Below are 18568 nucleotides of genomic sequence, written 5' to 3' on the forward strand. Positions count from 1 at the left end.
TGCCCCCCACCGCTCACAGGCTCGTGGCGGGGCCCCGCAGGAGGGCCTGACTACGCTGATGCGCGTGATCGACACCGACGGGGCTCGGGTCTGGTCGGTGCCGATGCGCACCCGGTTCCGCGGCATCGACGTCCGCGACGGCGTCCTGGTGCGGGGGCCGGCCGGGTGGGGCGAGTTCTCCCCGTTCTGGGACTACGACGTCGCCGAGAGCCGCCGGTGGTGGGCCGCGGCCGTGGAGGCGGCGGTCGACGGGTGGCCGCCGCCGGTGCGCGACACCGTGCCGGTCAACGTCACCGTCCCGGCGGTCGACGCCGAGCGGGCCCACGCCATCGTCACCGCGTCGGGCTGCCGCACCGCGAAGGTCAAGGTCGCCGAGCCCGGGCAGACACCGGCCGACGACCAGACCCGGGTCGAGGCCGTGCGCGACGCGCTGGGCCCGGCCGGCGCGATCCGCGTCGACGCCAACGCGGCCTGGGACGTCGACACCGCCGTGGCCCGCATCCGCGCGCTGGACCGCGTCGGCCTCGAGTACGTCGAGCAGCCCTGCGCCACGCGCGAGCAGCTCTCCGCGCTGCGCCGGCGCATCGACGTCCGGGTGGCCGCCGACGAGGTGGTGCGCCGCTCGGCCGACCCGCTGCGGGTCGACCTGCGCGAGGTGTGTGACGTCGTCGTCCTCAAGGTGCAGCCGCTGGGGGGCGTGCGGGCCGCGCTGCGGGTGGCGGAGGCGCACGGCCTGCCCTGCGTGGTGTCCTCGGCGCTGGAGTCCTCGGTGGGCATCGCCGCCGGTGTCGCGCTGGCCGCGGCGCTTCCCGAGCTGCCGTTCGCCTGCGGCCTGGCCACCGTCGCGCTGTTCACCGGCGACGTCACCAGCGCGCCGCTGCTGCCGGTGGACGGCGTCCTGCCGGTGGTCCGGCCCGAGCCCGACCGGCTGGCCGACGTCCCTGCCGACCCGGCCACCCAGGCGCGCTGGCGCGACCGGCTGGCCGCGGTGGCCGCCGCGTGAACCCGTCCACCGCCTGCGCGCGGGTGCTGGTCGACGAGCTGGTCCGTGGCGGCGTCACCGACGCGGTGCTCGCTCCCGGCTCCCGGTCGGCGCCGCTGGCGCTGGCGCTCGCCGAGGCCGAGCGCTCCGGGCGGCTGACGCTGCACGTGCGCGTCGACGAGCGGACGGCGTCGTTCCTCGCCCTGGGCCTGGCCAGGGCGTCGGGGCGGCCGGTGCCGGTGCTCACCACGTCCGGGACGGCGACGGCGCACCTGCACGCCGCCGTCCTCGAGGCCGACGCGGCCGGGATCCCGCTGCTCGCGCTGACCGCCGACCGCCCGCCGGAGCTGCGCGACACCGGCGCCAACCAGACGATCGCCCAGCCGGGGATGTACGGCCGGGCGGTGCGCGCCGCGGTCGACGTCGGCGTCCCGGAGGCCGGGCGGGAGGCGGCGCAGAACCGGTACTGGCGCTCCCTGGTGGCCAAGGCCCTGCTGACCGCGCGCGGCACGCTCTCCGGCGACCCCGGCCCCGTGCACCTCAACCTGCCGTTCCGCGAGCCGCTCATGCCCGAGGGGGCCGTCCCCGAGCTGACCGGTCCGTGGGCCGGCCGTCCGGACGGCGCGCCGTGGACGGCCGCGACCGCACCGTCCCCGGCCCCGGTCGGGGACGCCGGCCCGGCGCGCACCCTGGTCGTCGTCGGCGACGCACCCCCGGCGCTGGGCCGGGCGGCGGCCGCGCTGGCGACCGCGCAGGGCTGGCCGGTGGTCGCCGAGCCGTCCAGCGGCGCGTGGGGGGCGTCGCTGCGCGCCGGCGCGCTGCTGCTGGGCGCGCCGGACTGGCTGGCCGGGCACCGCCCCGAGCGGGTGCTGGTCGTGGGCCGGCCGACGCTGTCGCGGCCGGTGTCGGCGCTGCTGTCCGACCCCGCCGTCCGGGTCGAGACGGTCGCCGCCGCACCGCGCTGGGCCGACGCCGGACGGTCGACCGCCGCCGTGGGCGCGCTGCCGGCCGGTGGCGCGCCGGGCGACGCCGCCTGGCGGGGACGGTGGGCGGCCGCGGCCGCGCGGGTGGGGACGGCGGTCGACGAGCTGCTGGACGCGGCCGAGGGGCTGACCGCGGCCCGGCTGGCCCGTGACCTCGTCGCCGGCCTGCCCGACGGCGCGCTGCTGGTGCTGGGCTCCTCCACCCCGGTGCGCGACGTCGACCGGCTGGCCGTCCCCCGGGCGGGGGTGACCGTGCTGGCCAACCGGGGCGTGGCCGGCATCGACGGCACGGTGTCCACCGCCGTCGGCGCCGCGCTCGTGCACCAGCGGGCCGGGGGCGGCCCGGCCGTCGCGCTCCTGGGCGACCTCACGTTCCTGCACGACCTGCAGGGGCTGCTCGGCGGCGAGGGCGAGCCGCGCCCGGACCTCACCCTGGTCGTGCCCGACAACGACGGCGGCGGCATCTTCGCCCAGCTGGAGCCCGGGCAGCCGCAGTACGAGGCCGGCTACCGGCGGGTGTTCGGCACCCCGCACGGCCGCGACCTCGTCGCCGTGGCCGAGGCGCTCGGCTGGACCGCGGTCCGGGTCGACCGCCCCGACGACCTCGCCGCCGCGGTCGCCGCCGGAGGGCCCCGGGTGGTCGTCGTCCGCACCGGTCAGCGCGCCGAGGCCGACCTCGCCCGGCAGCTGCGCACCGCCGCGACCGAGGCCCTGGGCTGATGGCCGCGCCCGCCACCGTCGAGGAGTACCTGGCCGGGCTGCCCGAGGAGGTGCGGGGGCGGATGGCGGCGATCCGGGCCGCCATCCGGGACGCCGTCCCCGGGGTCGGCGAGACGATCCGGTACGCGATGCCCACGTTCACCCTCGACGGCCGGTAGGTGGTGCACGTCGCCGCCTGGAAGCGGCACATCGCGCTGTACCCGCTGCCCGAGCCGGGCGCCGCCCCGATCTCGGGGAGGAGGTGGCGCCCTACCGCGGTGCGAAGGACGCGATGCACCTCCCGCACCGCGACCCGCTGCCCCTGGACCTGGTGGTGCGGGTGGTGCAGGTCCTGGCCCGTCACGCCGAGGGCTGATCGAGTGGCTGCCGGGAGGCCGGCGGAGCACGCTGTGACCCCCGTCCCACCGTGCTGGAGGAGCCTGCGATGGTGAGCCCCGAGCCCGAGACCGGCCGCGAGTTCTGGCGCGACATCAAGCCGATCGAGAACGTCTTCCGCAAGGACGCCGCCCCCGAGATCTTCCTGCCCGACACCCTCGACGACGACGAGCGGTACTTCATCCCGCTGTCGGACACCGTCGGCTCGCGCCCGCTGTGGATCTCGCTGACCCAGAACCGGTGGGCCGACGTCCTCTGGGCGAGGGAGGCCGGGCTGGTGAACCGGCACTACCACCCGCACCAGGTCTTCGGGTACACGCTGTCGGGCAAGTGGAGCTACCTGGAACACGACTGGGTGGCCACCAGGGGGACCTTCGTCTACGAGACGCCGGGCGAGGCGCACACCCTGGTGGCGCACGAGTCCGACGAGCCGATGCGGGTGCACTTCAACGTGACCGGCCCGCTGATCTGGCTCGACGAGGACGGCCAGCCCAACGGCACCTTCGACGCCTACGACTACCTGGAGCTCGCCCGCGAGCACTACGAGCGCGTGGGTCTGGGCGCCGAGGCGGTGGAGCGGCTGCTGCGCTAGCTCTCCAGTGCCGCCTGGAACGCGGCGAACTTGGCCTGGGTCTCGGCGAGCTCCGCGGCCGGGTCGGATCCGGCGACGATCCCGCAGCCGGCGAACAGCCGCGCCGACGCCGGGTCGTCGTCGCAGAGCTGGGCGCAGCGCAGTGCGAGGCCGAACTCGCCGTCCCCGCGGGCGTCGAGCCAGCCGACCGGGCCGGCGTAGCGGCCGCGGTCCATGCCCTCGAGCTCGGCGATCAGCCCGGCGGCGGCCGGGGTGGGGGTGCCGCAGACCGCGGCGGTGGGGTGCACCGCGCCGACGAGCTCCAGCAGCCCGGCCCGGCCGCGGGCACCGCCGCGCGCCTGGACGCCGGTGACGTCGGTGGCCAGGTGGCGCACGTTGGCCAGCGTCAGGAGCTCCGGCTCCTCCGGCGCGGTGAGGGTGGCGCAGTAGGGCTGCAGGGCCCCCACCAGCGAGTCGACGGCGAGCGCGTGCTCGGCGCGGTCCTTGGCCGAGCCGAGCAGCGCCGCGGCGAGCCGGTCGTCGTCGGCGCCGGCCCCGCGGGGCGCGGTGCCGGCCAGCACGCGGGAGGAGAGGGTGCGGCCGGTGCGGCGCAGCAGCAGCTCCGGCGTCGCCCCGAGCAACCCGTCGACGGCGAAGGTCCAGCAGTCCGGGAACCGCGCGGCGAGCCGGGCCAGCAGCGACCGGGGGTCGAGCGGGGCGTCCGCGGTCACCAGCAGGTCGCGGGCGAGGACCACCTTCTCCAGCTCCCCGGCGGTGATGCGCTCGACAGCCGCCTCGACCGTCGAGCACCACGACGCCGGGTCCAGCGCGCCGTCGGCGTAGCGCAGCCGGCCCAGCGCGGCGGGCACCGCGGCCGGTGCGGACGCCAGCACCTCGGCGGGGTCGGCGTCGCCGACGGTGGTCACCCAGGCGACGCCGTCGCGCCGGCCGACGACCACCTCGGGGACGACGAACACCGACGTCCCCGAGGCGGGGTCGAAGGCGATGCCGGCGAAGAGGACCGGCCCGGACCCGGGGACGCCGATCGGGTCGTCGACGTCGAGGCCGGCGCCGTACTCGGCCCACCAGTCGGCCGCCTCGGCGAGCGCGGTCGGCCCCGAGACCTCCAGCCGGGCGGCCTCGCCCCAGCCGACCAGCCCCTCGCCGCGGCGCACCCAGGACAGCGCGCCGGTCGCGGGGAGGAGCTCCAGCAGGGCGGGGGCCGCGGGCAGCGGCGTCGTGGTGACGAGAGGGGTGACCGCGTCCCGGGAGGTCACGGCAGCCACTGTCACAGGACCCAGCGTAGGCAGCCCGGTAGCGTCGCCGCTGTGGGAGACCGGCGAGAGAGCGCACACACCGCGGGGTTGCGGGCCGGTCTGGACAAGCAGCCGGCCGACGTCGCGGCCATGTTCGACCGGGTCGCCCGGCGCTACGACGTCACCAACACGGTGCTCTCCGGCGGCCTGGACGCCTCCTGGCGGCGGGCCACCCGCGAGGCCCTCGGTGCGCGCCCGGGGCAGACGGTGCTCGACGTGGCGGCGGGGACCGCGGTCTCCACGGTCGAGCTTGCCGCCGGGGGCGTCTCCGCGATCGCCTGCGACTTCTCCCAGGGCATGCTGCGGGCAGGGGCGTCGCGCCCGGTGCCCAAGGTGGCCGGCGACGCGATGGCCCTCCCGCTGGCCGACGAGAGCGTCGACGGCGTGGTCATCTCCTTCGGCCTGCGCAACGTCGCCGACCCCGACGCGGCGCTGCGCGAGTTCTCCCGCGTCACCCGGCCCGGCGGCAGCCTGGTGGTCTGCGAGTTCTCCAGCCCGACCTGGGCGCCGTTCCGCACCGTCTACACCGAGTACCTGATGCGGGCGCTGCCGCGGATCGCCCGCGCGGTGAGCAGCAACCCCGACGCCTACGTGTACCTCGCCGAGTCCATCCGGGCCTGGCCCGACCAGCCGGCGCTGGCCGCGCGGCTGCAGGCGGCCGGCTGGGCCGACGTGGGCTGGCGGGACCTCACCGGCGGCATCGTCGCGCTGCACCGCGGCCGCAAGCCCCGCGCCTGACCCCCTCCGCGGGCGGGATCGCCGATCTCGCACACCTCCGCGCCCACGACCCGCGAGATCGCCGGTCTCGCTCGCCGGCTCGGCTCCGAGCTGCGGAGATCCCCTGTCCCGGCACCCTGGGCACGACCGTGACGTGCGTCTCCCGGAAGGGTGACTTGTCAGCAACGTCACACCCAGGCCTAGAGTGGAGCCGACGGACTTTGTGAACCATTTCACAAAGTCGGCACACTCCAGGGGAGGGGTCGACGGTGGACGTGCGCGACCGGCGGGCCGACGTGGTCGTCGTCGGTGCCGGTCCGGCCGGGTCGGCGGCGGCGTGGCACCTGGCCCGCGCCGGGCGGGACGTCGTCGTGCTCGAGAAGTCCCCGTTCCCGCGGGAGAAGGTCTGCGGCGACGGGCTCACCCCGCGCGGCGTGAAGGCGCTGGCCGACCTGGGCGTGGACACCACCGGGTGGGTCCGGCACAAGGGGCTGCGCGTCACCGGCGGCGGTCAGGTGGTCGAGGTCGACTGGCCGGTGCTGGAGCGGTGGCCCTCCCACAGCCTGGTACGCAACCGCCGCGACCTCGACGCGCAGCTCCTCGCGCACGCGCGGGACGCCGGCGCGCGGGTCGTCCACGAGGTCGCCGTCTCCGCGCCGCTGCTCGACGACGCCGGCCGGGTCGTCGGCGTGCACGCCGAGCACGGGCCGGACCGGGAGCCGGCGACCTGGCGGGCGCCGCTGGTCGTCTCTGCCGAGGGGCTGTCGGGGCGGCTCGGCAAGGCCCTCGGGCTCGTCCGCCGGGAGGACCGGCCGCTCGGCGTCGCCGTCCGCCGGTACGTCCGCTCGCCGCGCACCGGCGACGAGTACCTCGACATCTCCTTCGACCTGTCGCCGACAGGCCCCAGCGCGGACTCGATGCCCGGCTACGGCTGGGTGTTCGGCATGGGTGACGGCACCAGCAACGTGGGCTTCGGGCTGCTCGACCGCCGCCGCGGCACGGGCGCCGAGCCGCGCACGGTGCTGCGGGAGTGGCTGGCCACGCTCCCGCCCGAGTGGGAGCTCGGGGAGGAGTCCGCGGTCACCCCGCTGCGCGGTGCGGGCCTGCCCATGGCGCTGCACCGCCGTCCGGCCTACACCCGGGGGCTGCTGCTGGCCGGCGACGCCGCCGGCGCCGTCAACCCGTTCAACGGCGAGGGCATCAGCTACGCGCTGGAGACCGGCGCCATGGCGGCGGAGGCGGCGATCGAGGGCCTGGGCCGCCCGGCGGGCCCCGCTCGCGAGGAGGCGCTGCGCCGGTACCCGGCCCGGCTCCGCGAGGAGTACGGCCGCCACCACCGGCTCGGCATGGCCTTCCTCGCGCTCCTCGACCGCCCTGACCTGGTTCGCTTCGCCACCGCGCACGGGCTCAAGCGGCCGGCGTTGGTCGGTGCGGCCCTGCGGCTGATGGGCAACCTCTCCGACGGCCGGGACGGCGACCGCTTCGACCGCGTCGTCGCCGTCCTCACCCGACTGGCTCCGGCGGTCTGACCATGCATCCCGTCACGCCCCGCTGCCGTGTCGACACGTCGTGTCCACGATCACCTGTTACCGACAGCGTGATCTCCATCACCGTAGGGTGCCGCTGATGCTCTCGACCTACGTCCCGATCGTCGGGCTGTTCGCCTTGGCCGCGGCGTTCGCGCTGTTCTCGGTCACGGTCGCGCCGTTCGTCGGGCCCCGCCGCTACAACCGCGCCAAGCTCGCCGCCTACGAGTGCGGCATCGAGCCGGTCGACCAGCCGCTCACCGGCGGCCGGTTCCCGGTCAAGTACTACCTGGTGGCGATGTTGTTCATCGTCTTCGACATCGAGATCGTCTTCCTCTACCCGTGGGCCGTGGCCAACGACGCGCTCGGCGTCTTCGGGCTGGTCGAGATGGTCGTGTTCATCGGCACCGTCTTCATCGCGTACGCCTACGTCTGGCGCCGCGGTGGGCTCGACTGGGACTGACAGGAGCGCACCCATGGGACTCGAGGAGAAGCTGCCGAGCGGCGTCCTGCTGACCACGGTCGAGAAGCTGGTCAACTGGACCCGCAAGTCCTCGCTGTGGCCGGCCACCTTCGGGCTGGCCTGCTGCGCGATCGAGATGATGGCCACCGGCGCCGGGCGCTACGACCTGGCCCGCTTCGGCATGGAGGTCTTCCGGGCCTCGCCGCGGCAGGCCGACCTCATGATCGTGGCCGGGCGGGTGAGCCAGAAGATGGGTCCGGTCCTGCGCCAGATCTACGACCAGATGCCCGAGCCGCGGTGGGTGCTGGCGATGGGCGTGTGCGCCAGCTCCGGCGGGATGTTCAACAACTACGCGATCGTCCAGGGCGTCGACCACATCGTGCCGGTGGACATGTACCTGCCGGGCTGCCCGCCGCGGCCGGAGATGCTCACCGACGCCATCCTCAAGCTCCATCACAAGATCATGAACGAGCCGCTGGGCCCGAAGCGGGCGCGCGAGCTGGAGCGCGCGCGGGAGGAGGGCCGGGCGAAGGACCTCCTGGTCGAGATGCCGTCGACGGTGCGGGTGGACAAGGCGGCGCGGGAGGCCTACGAGCGGGCCGCCGCCGAGCGGCGCACCGGCCAGTTCGCGATCGAGCAGCGGGGCGGGAACGCCGTCCTGCTGCCGGAGCCCTACGTGCGGGGTGCCCGATGACCGGGCCGGGCGACCGCAGCGGCACCGACGCCGGCCAGGGCGCGGTGGCTCCCTCGGGTGGCTTCCGCAAGGGCGCGTTCGGGGTCTCCGGCAGCGGCGACACCTCCGGCTTCGGCGGGCTGGTGCGGGTCGAACCCGGCGGCGCGGTCGCACTGCACTCGACCGACCGGCCCTACGGCGGGTACTTCGACGAGGTCACCGACGCGCTGATCGAGGCGGTCGGCCCGGCGACCTACGACGCCGCGGTGCAGCGGGTGCTGGTCGACCGCGGCGAGATCACCTACTTCGTCGCCCGGGAGCACCTGCTGACGCTGGTGCAGGCCCTGCGCGACGACGAGGCGCTGCGCTTCGAGCTGTGCAGCAGCGTCTCCGGCGTCGACTACCTCGACAGCGGCGGTCCCTCGGCGACGCCGGGCCGGCCCCGGCTGCACGTCGTCCTGCACCTGACGTCGATGACCTACCGGCGGCGCATCCGGCTGGAGGTCGCCGTCCCCGCCGAGGACCCGCACGTCCCGTCGGTCACCGGGATCTACCCGACGGCGGACTGGCACGAGCGCGAGACCTGGGACATGTTCGGCGTCGTCTTCGACGGGCACCCGGCGCTGACCCGGATCCTCATGCCCGACGACTGGGACGGCCACCCCCAGCGCAAGGACTACCCGCTCGGCGGGGTCCCGGTCGAGTACCACGACGCCACCATCCCGCCGCCGGACACCCGCCGGAGCTACCGATGACGAGCACGTACAACGCCAGCGACCCGTACGCCGGCTCCCGGGAGACCACCGAGGGCCGCGTCTACACCGTCACCGGCGGCGACTGGGACCAGACCCTCGGCACCGAGGCGTACGGCGAGGAGCGGCTCGTCGTCAACATGGGCCCGCAGCACCCGTCCACCCACGGCGTGCTCCGGCTCGTGCTCGACCTCGAGGGCGAGACGGTCACCAAGGCGCGGGTGGTCATCGGCTACCTGCACACCGGCATCGAGAAGAACACCGAGTACCGCACCTGGACGCAGGGCACGACCTTCGTGACGCGGATGGACTACCTGTCCCCGCTGTTCAACGAGGCCGGCTACTGCATGGCGGTCGAGAAGCTGCTGGGGATCGAGGTGCCGCAGCGGGCGCAGACCGTCCGCGTGCTGGTGATGGAGCTCAACCGGATCGCCTCGCACCTGGTCGCGCTGGCCACCTTCGGCATGGAGATGGGCGCGCTCACCGGCATGACCAACGGCTTCCGCGAGCGGGAGCTGGTGCTCGACCTGCTCGAGGAGATCACCGGGCTGCGGATGAACCACGCCTACATCCGTCCCGGCGGGCTGGCCCAGGACCTCCCCGAGGGCGTGGTCGAGCACATCCGCGAGTTCCTCGACGTGATGCCGGCGCGGGTGGCCGACTTCCACAAGCTGCTCACCGGCCAGCCGATCTGGCAGGCCCGGCTCAAGGACGCCGGCTACCTCGACGTCACCGGCTGCGTCGCGCTCGGCGTCACCGGGCCGGTGCTGCGCGCCGCCGGGCTGCCGTGGGACCTGCGCAAGGTCGAGCCGTACCTGGGCTACGAGACCTACGACTTCGAGGTGCCCACCGCCGACACCTGCGACGCGTGGGGCCGCTACCTGGTCCGCATGGCCGAGGTGAACGAGTCGCTGAAGATCATCGAGCAGGCGCTGGATCGGCTGGAGCCCGGGCCGGTGATGGTGCAGGACAAGAAGATCGCCTGGCCCGCGCAGCTGTCCCTCGGCCCCGACGGCATGGGGAACTCCCTCGAGCACGTGAAGCACATCATGGGCCAGTCGATGGAGGCCCTGATCCACCACTTCAAGCTGGTCACCGAGGGATTCCGCGTGCCGGCCGGACAGGTCTACGTGCCGATCGAGTCACCGCGCGGCGAGCTCGGCTACCACGTGGTCAGCGACGGCGGCACCCGGCCGTGGCGCGTCCACGTGCGCGACCCCAGTTTCGTGAACCTGCAGGCGACGGCCGCGATGAGCGAGGGCGGCATGATCGCCGACGTCATCGCCGCGATCGCCTCCCTGGACCCGGTGATGGGTGGTGTCGACCGATGAGCGCGCTCCCGGGGAGTGCCGAGGGCACGGCGGTCACGGGGCTGGACTCCAGCGCCGTCGAGCCCGCGGCCGCCGATCTGCCGCCGCTGACCGAGCAGACCCGGCTGGAGGCGCGGGAGATCATCGCCCGCTACCCGCAGCCGCGGTCGGCGCTGCTGCCGATGCTGCACCTGGTGCAGAGCTACCAGGGCTACGTCTCGCCCGAGGGCGTGGCGCTGTGCGCCGAGGAGCTCGGCCTCACCAAGGCCGAGGTCGGCGCGGTCGCGACCTTCTACACGATGTACAAGCGCCGTCCCACCGGCCGGCACCTGGTCAGCGTCTGCACCAACACGCTGTGCGCCGTCCTCGGCGGGCAGCGGATCTTCGACGCGCTCGCCGCCGACCTCGGCGTGCACCACGACGAGACCGCGCCCGACGGCTCGGTCACCCTCGAGCACGCCGAGTGCCTGGCCGCCTGTGACTACGCGCCGGTGGTCACCGTCGACTACGAGTTCTACGACCAGCAGGACGTCGACAGCGCCCGCGCGCTGGTCGCGGCCCTGCGGAGCGGGGAGAAGCCGCACCCCACCCGGGGCGCCCCGCTCACCGACTTCCGTGGCGTCTCCCGCCAGCTGGCCGGGTTCGACCAGTACGGCGACCAGGCGTCCCGGCGTGCCGCCATCGACGCCGAGGGCGCGATCGAGCCGACGCTGGCCGGGCTGCGGCTGGCCGCCGAGCGCGGCGAGTGGGCCCCGCCGATGCCCGGGCCCGAGCAGCCCGCGGCCGACACCGGTGCGCCGCGGGAGACCGTCGCGCCGTCGGGCCGCACGGAGAAAGGACCCCGTCCTCCCCACCCTTCGCAGGCTCAGGGCGGGACCCGGGACGGAGCCGGTCAGACACCGGAGGAGGAGGCGGCCGACGCCCGCGTCGCGGCCGCTGACACCCCGGCCGAGCGGGCCGGTGCCGCCCAGGCCCACCCCGACAAGGGGGCCGAGTACGGGCAGCCGCGGGGACGGCAGCGGGCCGGCACCGAGAACCCGCCCGCCGCCGAACCGGCCACCGGCACGAACCCCACCGACGGGAAGGCGTGACATGCCCCTCGCACCCGTGCTGACCACCCGCTGGGCGCAGCCGCAGTCCTGGCGGCTGGCGACCTACGAGCGGCTCGACGGCTACACCGCGCTGCGCACGGCGCTCGGCATGACCCCCGACGAGCTCGTCGCGCTGGTCAAGGACTCCGGCCTGCGCGGGCGCGGGGGCGCCGGCTTCCCGACCGGCATGAAGTGGAGCTTCATCCCGCAGCCCAAGCCGGGGGAGACGCCGACCGGCCCGGCCGCGATGCCCAAGTACCTCGTGGTCAACGCCGACGAGGGGGAGCCCGGCACCTGCAAGGACCTCCCGCTGATGATGGCCGACCCCCACTCGCTCATCGAGGGCGTGGTCATCGCGGCCTACGCCATCCGGTCGAAGCTCGCGGTCATCTACGTCCGCGGCGAGGCCGTGCACGCGCACCGCCGGCTGGTCAACGCCGTCCAGGAGGCGTACGCGGCCGGCTACCTCGGCACCGACGTCCTCGGCTCCGGCTACGACCTCGAGCTGATCGTGCACGCCGGGGCCGGCGCCTACATCTGCGGCGAGGAGACCGCGCTGCTGGACTCCCTCGAGGGCTACCGCGGCCAGCCGCGGCTCAAGCCGCCGTTCCCCGCCGTCGCCGGTCTCTACGGCGCCCCGACGGTGATCAACAACGTCGAGACGCTGGCCAGCGTGCCGTTCGTCGTCCGCGGCGGGTCGGACTGGTTCAAGGAGTTCGGCCCCGAGAAGTCGCCCGGCCCGAAGATCTACTCGCTGTCGGGGCGAGTCGTCCGTCCCGGCCAGTACGAGGCCCCCATGGGGACGACGATGCGCGAGCTGCTGGAGATGGCCGGCGGCGTCCGCCCCGGGCACCGGCTGAAGTTCTGGACGCCGGGCGGCTCGTCGACGCCGTACTTCACCCCCGAGCACCTCGACGTGCCGCTCGACTTCGACTCCGTCGCCGCGGCGGGTTCGATGCTGGGCACCACCGCGCTGATGGTCTTCGACGAGACCGACTCCATCGTCGAGGCCACCCTGCGCTTCACCGAGTTCTACGCGCACGAGAGCTGCGGCAAGTGCACCCCGTGCCGCGAGGGGACGTACTGGCTGGTCCAGATCCTGCAGCGGCTGGTCGACGGGAAGGGGACGGCGGCCGACCTCGACCTGCTGACCGACACCTGCGACAACATCCTGGGCCGCTCCTTCTGTGCCCTCGGCGACGGCGCGACCAGCTGCATCAGCAGCTCGCTGAAGTACTTCCGCGACGACTACGTCGCCCTGCTGCCGCCGGAGGAACAGGCCCGCCTCGGCCGCAGCCTCCGGCTCGAGCCCGTCGGAGTGGCCTCGTGACGACGCCCCAGCCCGCACCCGCCGCCGTCCCGGCCGTGCCGGGCCCGCACACCCCGCCGGACGCGGTGCACTGCGTCATCGACGGGTTCGACGTCGCCGTGCCCAAGGGGACGCTGATCATCCGGGCCGCCGAGATGATCGGCGTCCAGATCCCGCGGTTCTGCGACCACCCGCTGCTCGAGCCGGTCGGCGCCTGCCGGCAGTGCCTGGTCGAGGTGGAGGGCCAGCGCAAGCCGGTGGCCTCGTGCACCATGCCGGTCACCGACGGGATGGTGGTGAAGACGCAGCTCACCAGCCCGGTCGCCGACAAGGCGCAGCAGGGCACGATGGAGCTGCTGCTGATCAACCACCCGCTGGACTGCCCGGTCTGCGACAAGGGCGGCGAGTGCCCGCTGCAGAACCAGGCGATGAGCAACGGCCGCGCCGAGAGCCGCTTCGTCGACGTCAAGCGGACCTACCCCAAGCCGCTGCCGATCAGCAGCGAGGTCCTGCTCGACCGGGAGCGCTGCGTGCTGTGTGCCCGCTGCACGCGGTTCTCCCAGCAGGTCGCCGGCGATCCCTTCATCGAGCTGTTCGAGCGCGGCGCGCTGGAGCAGGTGGCGATCTACGAGGACGAGCCGTTCTCCTCCTACTTCTCCGGCAACACCACCCAGATCTGCCCGGTCGGTGCGCTGACCAGCGCCCAGTACCGGTTCCGTTCCCGCCCGTTCGACCTGCGCAGCGAGCCCAGCGTCTGCGAGCACTGCGCGTCGGGCTGCGCGCAGCGCACCGACTACCGGCGCGGCAAGGTCCTCCGCCGGCTGGCCGGCGAGGAGCCCGAGGTCAACGAGGAGTGGAACTGCGACAAGGGTCGCTGGGCCTTCCGGTACGCCACCGCCAACGACCGGCTCACCACGCCCCTGGTCAGGCGGGACGGCGTGCTGCAGCCGGCGTCCTGGCCGGAGGCGTGGGCCGCGGCGGCCGAGGGGCTGCGCGCGGCACGCGAGGCCGGCGGCGTCGGCGTCCTGCCCGGCGGCCGGCTGACGGTCGAGGACGCCTACGCCTACGCCAAGTTCGCGCGGGTCGCGCTCGGCACCAACGACGTCGACGCCCGCGCCCGGGCGCACTCGGCCGAGGAGCTGGCCTTCCTCACCGCGCACGTGGCCGGCACGGGGCCCTTCAACGGCGCCGTCACCTACGCCGACCTCGCCGACGCCTCCGCGGTGCTGCTCGCCGGGTTCGAGCCGGAGGAGGAGTCGCCGATCGTCTTCCTGCGGCTGCGGCGGGCAGTGCGCACGCGCAAGCTGCCGGTGTTCGACCTCGCGCCGTTCGTCACCCGGGCGGCCGAGAAGCTGCAGGCCACCGTGCTCACCACGCTGCCCGGCACCGAGGCCCGCTCGCTGGCCGCGCTCGCCGAGGGCACGTGGGGCGGGCCGGCGGTCGAGGCGCTGCGGCAGCCGGGCGCGGTGGTGCTCGCCGGGGAGCGCCTGGCCGAGGTGCCCGGCGCGTTCTCCGCGCTGGCCGCCCTCGCCCGCACGACCGGCGCCCGCGTGGCCTGGGTGCCGCGCCGGGCCGGGGAGCGCGGCGCGGTGGAGGCCGGCGCACTGCCGACCCTGCTGCCCGGTGGCCGCCCCGTCTCCGACGCCGGGGCCCGCGCCCAGGTCGCCGCCGCCTGGGGCGTCGCCGAGCTGCCGGCCACCCCCGGCCGCGACACCGACGGCATCCTCGCCGCGGTCACCCACGGGCAGCTCAAGGGCCTGCTGGTCGGCGCCGTCGACCCGGCCGACCTGCCCGACCCGCGGCTGGCCGAGGCGGCGCTGGCCGACGCCGACTTCGTGGTCAGTCTGGAGCTGTTCCCGAGCGCGGTCACGGCGCACGCCGACGTCGTCCTCCCGGTCGCCGCCGCCCCGGAGAAGGCCGGGAGCTACCTGGACTGGGAGGGCCGGCTGCGGCCCTTCGACGCCACGCTGCACGGCACCGGCCAGCTGCCCGACGGCCGGGTGCTGCAGGGCCTGGCCGACGAGCTGGACGTCGACCTGCGGCTGCCCGGCCCCGAGGCGGCCCGCGCGGAGCTCGCCGCCCTGGGCGTCGTCGCGGTGCGGCCCGACGTGACCGGCCTCGACGTCCCCCCGCCGGACGACCCGCCACTGGCCGAGGACGAGGCGGTGCTCGCCTCCTGGCGGCAGCTGCTGGACGTCGGCACCCTGCAGCGCGACGAGCCCGAGCTGGCCGGCACCGCCCGCCCGCCGGTCGCCCGCCTCGGCAAGGACGCCGCCCGCCGGCTGGGCCTCGCCGACGGCGACCGGGTCACCGTGTGCGGCGCGATGGGGGAGATCAGCCTGCCGGTGCAGGTCACCGAGATGCCCGACCAGGTGGTGTGGCTGCCGATGCGCTCGCCCGGCAGCGAGGTCCGCAGCCGGCTGGGCACCGCGCCCGGCGGCGTCGTCCGTCTCGTCGCTGCGTCCTCACCCACCCCGACCACCCCGGCAGGTGCCGAGTGAGCGTGCTCGCCGCGACCGACCAGCCGACGCTCGCCGACTTCGGCACCGACGTCTGGTGGATCGTCCTCATCAAGATCGTCGGCGTCTTCGCCGTCCTGGTGCTGCTGACGCTGTTCGCCATCGTCTTCGAGCGCAAGGTCGTCGCCCGCATGCAGCAGCGGATCGGCCCCAACCGGGTCGGCCCCCGCGGCTACCTGCAGAGCCTCGCCGACGGGCTGAAGCTGGCGTTCAAGGAAGACATCATGCCGGCGCTCGCGGACAAGCCGGTCTACTTCCTGGCACCGGTGATCGCCACCATCCCGGCGTTCCTGGCCTTCTCGGTCATCCCGCTCGGCCCGACGGTGAGCATCTTCGGCCAGCGCACGCCGCTGCAGCTGACCGACGCCCCCATCGGCGTCCTCGTGGTGCTGGCCTGCTCGGCGATGGGCGTCTACGGCATCGTGCTGGCCGGCTGGGCGTCGGGCTCGACCTACCCGCTGCTGGGCAGCCTGCGCAGCGCCGCGCAGATGGTCAGCTACGAGATCGCGATGGGGCTGTCGATCGTCGCGGTGTTCCTCTACGCGGGCTCGATGTCGACCTCGGAGATCGTCGCGGCGCAGGCCGACGGCAACCCGGTCTCCTTCTTCGGCCTCGAGTTCACCGGGCCCAGCTGGTACGCGATCCTGCTGCCGGTCTCGTTCGTCATCTACGTCGTCGCCGTCGTGGGTGAGACCAACCGCGCCCCGTTCGACCTGCCCGAGGCCGAGAGCGAGCTGGTCGGCGGCTTCCACACCGAGTACTCGTCGCTGAAGTTCGCGCTGTTCTTCCTCGCCGAGTACATCAACATGGTCACCGTCTCGGCCCTGGCCGCGACGCTGTTCCTCGGTGGCTGGCGGGCCCCGTGGCCGCTGTCCATCTGGGACGGCGCCAACTCCGGCTGGTGGCCGCTGCTGTGGTTCTTCCTCAAGGTCGTCGTCGCGCTGTTCGTCTTCATCTGGCTGCGCGGCACCCTCCCCCGGCTGCGCTACGACCAGTTCATGCGGTTCGGGTGGAAGGTGCTGGTACCGACGGCGCTGGTCTGGATCCTCGCCGTGGCCACCATGCGCACCGTGGCCCGGGAGGCCGACCTCTCCACCGGGCAGGTCGCGCTGTTCGTCGGCGTCCCGATGGCCCTGCTCGTGCTCGCCGTGCTGCTCGTGGCCAGCCGGGCCAGCAACCGGGCCACCCGGATCGCCGCCACGAAGGCCGCGGCCGGCTCGATCCACCCGACCGACGCCGAGCCGGAGGTGCTGCCCCCGGTCGGCCCCCGCCGCCGGCCCGCGCAGCCCACCGGCCCGAGCCGCGCCGAGGGCGGCTTCCCGATCCCGCCCATGGACCTCAAGGTGCCCCCGTCGCCGCGGCTGCGCGGCCGGGAGACCGTCCCCGCCGGCGGCGTGGTCGGCACCGGACGGCGCGCCGCGGCCCCCAGCCAGGAGGACGACGATGTCTGACCGGAACCCGCCCGCCGAGGGCGACGAGAAGGGGCTGGCGCAGGCCTCGCGCGGTGAGCTGGCCCGCCGCGACAGCAACGGCGGCCCGGTCAAGCGGGCCAGCTGGCTGCCCGGTCCCGGCCAGGGCTTCGGTGTCACCTTCGCGCAGATCTTCCGCAAGGTGACCACCGAGGAGTACCCCGAGGTCCCGAAGGTGACCAAGCCGCGCTACCACGGCCGGCACGTGCTCAACCGGCACCCCGACGGGCTGGAGAAGTGCGTCGGCTGCGAGCTGTGCGCCTGGGCCTGCCCGGCCGACGCCATCTACGTGGAGGGCGGCGACAACACCGAGGACGCGCGGTACTCGCCCGGTGAGCGCTACGGGCGGATCTACCAGATCAACTACCTGCGCTGCATCTTCTGCGGCCTGTGCATCGAGGCCTGCCCGACCCGCTCGCTGACCATGAGCAACGACTTCGAGCTGGCCGACGACAACCGCCGCGACCTCATCTACACCAAGGAGCAGCTGATGGCCCCGCTGCTGCCCGGCATGGAGGCCCCGCCGCACCCGATGCGGCTGGGCGAGGACGAGAAGGACTACTACGTGCGGACGCCGGACCGTGGCGTCCCGCCGGTCGACCCGTCCGCCGGTGCGCGCGCGGACCAGCCGGTCGCCGGGGGACGGGCATGAGCGTGCTCGCCGCGGCCGCCGACGAGACCGTGCAGCTCGGCACGGGTGAGGCGGTCGTCTTCTGGGTCCTGGGGCCGATCGCCCTGGCCGGTGCCCTGGGGATGGTGCTCTCCCGCAACGCGGTCCACTCGGCCCTGTGGCTGGTCAACACGATGCTGGCGCTGGGCGTCTTCTACGTCGTCCAGGAGGCGCCGTTCCTGGGCGCGGTGCAGATCATCGTCTACACCGGCGCGATCATGATCCTCTTCCTGTTCGTGCTGATGCTGGTCGGCCGGGACTCCTCCGACTCGGTGGTCGAGACCCTCCGCGGGCAGCGGGTGGCCGCGATCGTGCTGGGCATCGGCTTCGCCGGGCTGGTGGGTGCGGGCATCGCCCGGGCCACCCAGGAGCTCCCGGCCACCGGCCTGGACGCGGTGCAGGGCGGGGACACCAGCAACATCGAGTCGATCGCCGAGGTGCTGTTCACCCGGTACCTGCTGGCCTTCGAGGTGACCAGCGCCCTGCTCATCACCGCCGCCGTCGGCGCCATGGTGCTGGCCCACATCGAGCGCGAGCCCGGCACGCGGCGCACCCAGAAGGAGCTCTCCCGCGCCCGGTTCCTCACCGACCGGCCGCAGACCCTGCCCGGCCCCGGCGTCTACGCCCGGGCCAACTCGGTCGCCGCGCCGGCGCTGCTGCCCGACGGGCGGGTCGCCGAGGACAGCTTCGCCACCGGCATCGAGCCCCAGGAGGTCGAGCAGATGCCGCGTCCCACCGGCCGTGCCGAGCTCGGCAGCCCCGACGCGGCGCTGGGCACCCTCGACCCCGCGCCCCTCGACGGGAACGGTGAGCGATGAGTCTCACGCACTACCTGGTACTCGCCGCGATGCTGTTCACCATCGGCGCGGTCGGCGTGCTCGTGCGGCGCAACGCGATCGTCGTCTTCATGTGCATCGAGCTGATGCTCAACTCGGTGAACCTGACGCTGGTCACCTTCGCCCGGTCCAGCGGCACCGTCGACGGCCAGATCATGGCGTTCTTCGTCATGGTCGTCGCCGCGGCCGAGGTCGTCGTCGGCCTGGCGATCATCATGTCGATCTACCGGACCCGCCGGTCGGCGTCGGTCGACGACGCCAACCTGCTCAAGTACTGAGAACGGGG

The 18568-nt window shown here is 74.5% G+C and carries 18 protein-coding genes; 17 read left to right on the forward strand and 1 reads right to left on the reverse strand.

Annotated features, from left to right (window positions below; genetic code table 11):
* Positions 1–64: 64 nt before the first annotated feature.
* The 4 genes from ACI784_RS00555 (at position 65) to ACI784_RS00570 (ending at position 3652) form a co-directional block, all read left to right on the forward strand.
* Positions 65–1003 (forward strand): o-succinylbenzoate synthase, encoded by a 939-nt coding sequence (locus tag ACI784_RS00555; RefSeq protein WP_457012231.1) that lies wholly within the window; start codon positions 65–67, stop codon positions 1001–1003.
* Entirely contained in the window at positions 1000–2685 is a 1686-nt protein-coding gene (menD, locus tag ACI784_RS00560) for a 2-succinyl-5-enolpyruvyl-6-hydroxy-3-cyclohexene-1-carboxylic-acid synthase (protein ID WP_456922884.1), read from the forward strand. The genes ACI784_RS00555 and menD overlap by 4 nt, the downstream gene beginning before the upstream one ends.
* Positions 2685–2843 carry a hypothetical protein gene (locus ACI784_RS00565; protein ID WP_457012232.1) on the forward strand — a complete coding sequence of 53 codons (159 nt, stop codon included), beginning with the start codon at positions 2685–2687 and terminating at the stop codon, positions 2841–2843. The genes menD and ACI784_RS00565 overlap by 1 nt, the downstream gene beginning before the upstream one ends.
* Before the next feature lie 266 nt (positions 2844–3109).
* Complete coding sequence (locus ACI784_RS00570; protein ID WP_456922888.1) at positions 3110–3652, forward strand: 2,4'-dihydroxyacetophenone dioxygenase family protein; 543 nt, start codon at positions 3110–3112, stop codon at positions 3650–3652.
* Here ACI784_RS00570 and ACI784_RS00575 read toward each other — a convergent pair.
* Positions 3649–4908 (reverse strand): isochorismate synthase, encoded by a 1260-nt coding sequence (locus ACI784_RS00575; RefSeq protein ID WP_457012233.1) that lies wholly within the window; start codon positions 4906–4908, stop codon positions 3649–3651. The two genes, ACI784_RS00570 and ACI784_RS00575, sit on opposite strands and share 4 nt — an antisense overlap.
* Positions 4909–4959: 51 nt before the next feature.
* On the opposite strand from ACI784_RS00575, the gene ACI784_RS00580 reads away from it, so the two are divergent.
* From ACI784_RS00580 to nuoK, 13 genes are all read left to right on the forward strand, one after another.
* Positions 4960–5685, forward strand: a complete 726-nt coding sequence (locus ACI784_RS00580) for a demethylmenaquinone methyltransferase (RefSeq protein WP_456922890.1) — start codon at positions 4960–4962, stop codon at positions 5683–5685.
* Positions 5686–5933: 248 nt separating this feature from the next.
* Positions 5934–7193: a geranylgeranyl reductase family protein gene (locus ACI784_RS00585; protein ID WP_457012234.1), complete on the forward strand. Its 1260-nt coding sequence runs from the start codon at positions 5934–5936 to the stop codon at positions 7191–7193.
* 97 nt (positions 7194–7290) lie between these two features.
* Positions 7291–7653 carry an NADH-quinone oxidoreductase subunit A gene (locus tag ACI784_RS00590; protein WP_456922892.1) on the forward strand — a complete coding sequence of 121 codons (363 nt, stop codon included), beginning with the start codon at positions 7291–7293 and terminating at the stop codon, positions 7651–7653.
* Positions 7654–7666: 13 nt separating this feature from the next.
* A complete protein-coding gene (locus ACI784_RS00595; protein WP_456922893.1) occupies positions 7667–8347 on the forward strand; it encodes a NuoB/complex I 20 kDa subunit family protein in 681 nt (226 codons plus the stop codon).
* Positions 8344–9081: an NADH-quinone oxidoreductase subunit C gene (locus tag ACI784_RS00600; protein WP_457012235.1), complete on the forward strand. Its 738-nt coding sequence runs from the start codon at positions 8344–8346 to the stop codon at positions 9079–9081. Before ACI784_RS00595 ends, ACI784_RS00600 begins: the two co-directional genes overlap by 4 nt.
* A complete protein-coding gene (locus ACI784_RS00605) occupies positions 9078–10409 on the forward strand; it encodes an NADH-quinone oxidoreductase subunit D (protein ID WP_456922895.1) in 1332 nt (443 codons plus the stop codon). Before ACI784_RS00600 ends, ACI784_RS00605 begins: the two co-directional genes overlap by 4 nt.
* Positions 10406–11479 carry an NADH-quinone oxidoreductase subunit NuoE gene (nuoE, locus tag ACI784_RS00610; RefSeq protein WP_457012236.1) on the forward strand — a complete coding sequence of 358 codons (1074 nt, stop codon included), beginning with the start codon at positions 10406–10408 and terminating at the stop codon, positions 11477–11479. The genes ACI784_RS00605 and nuoE overlap by 4 nt, the downstream gene beginning before the upstream one ends.
* A gap of 1 nt (position 11480) precedes the next feature.
* Positions 11481–12809 (forward strand): NADH-quinone oxidoreductase subunit NuoF, encoded by a 1329-nt coding sequence (nuoF, locus tag ACI784_RS00615; protein ID WP_456922897.1) that lies wholly within the window; start codon positions 11481–11483, stop codon positions 12807–12809.
* Complete coding sequence (locus tag ACI784_RS00620; RefSeq protein WP_457012237.1) at positions 12806–15289, forward strand: NADH-quinone oxidoreductase subunit G; 2484 nt, start codon at positions 12806–12808, stop codon at positions 15287–15289. Before nuoF ends, ACI784_RS00620 begins: the two co-directional genes overlap by 4 nt.
* The gene (nuoH, locus tag ACI784_RS00625) at positions 15286–16758 is read left to right on the forward strand and encodes an NADH-quinone oxidoreductase subunit NuoH (protein WP_457012238.1); all 1473 of its coding nucleotides are present in this window, start codon (positions 15286–15288) and stop codon (positions 16756–16758) included. The genes ACI784_RS00620 and nuoH overlap by 4 nt, the downstream gene beginning before the upstream one ends.
* On the forward strand, positions 16751–17428 hold the full coding sequence (gene nuoI / locus ACI784_RS00630) for an NADH-quinone oxidoreductase subunit NuoI (protein WP_456922900.1): 678 nt from the start codon (positions 16751–16753) through the stop codon (positions 17426–17428). Before nuoH ends, nuoI begins: the two co-directional genes overlap by 8 nt.
* On the forward strand, positions 17425–18264 hold the full coding sequence (locus ACI784_RS00635; protein WP_457012240.1) for an NADH-quinone oxidoreductase subunit J: 840 nt from the start codon (positions 17425–17427) through the stop codon (positions 18262–18264). Before nuoI ends, ACI784_RS00635 begins: the two co-directional genes overlap by 4 nt.
* Positions 18261–18560 carry an NADH-quinone oxidoreductase subunit NuoK gene (nuoK, locus tag ACI784_RS00640; protein WP_436692552.1) on the forward strand — a complete coding sequence of 100 codons (300 nt, stop codon included), beginning with the start codon at positions 18261–18263 and terminating at the stop codon, positions 18558–18560. The genes ACI784_RS00635 and nuoK overlap by 4 nt, the downstream gene beginning before the upstream one ends.
* Positions 18561–18568: the final 8 nt, after the last annotated feature.

The organism is Geodermatophilus sp. SYSU D01186, from assembly GCF_054050215.1.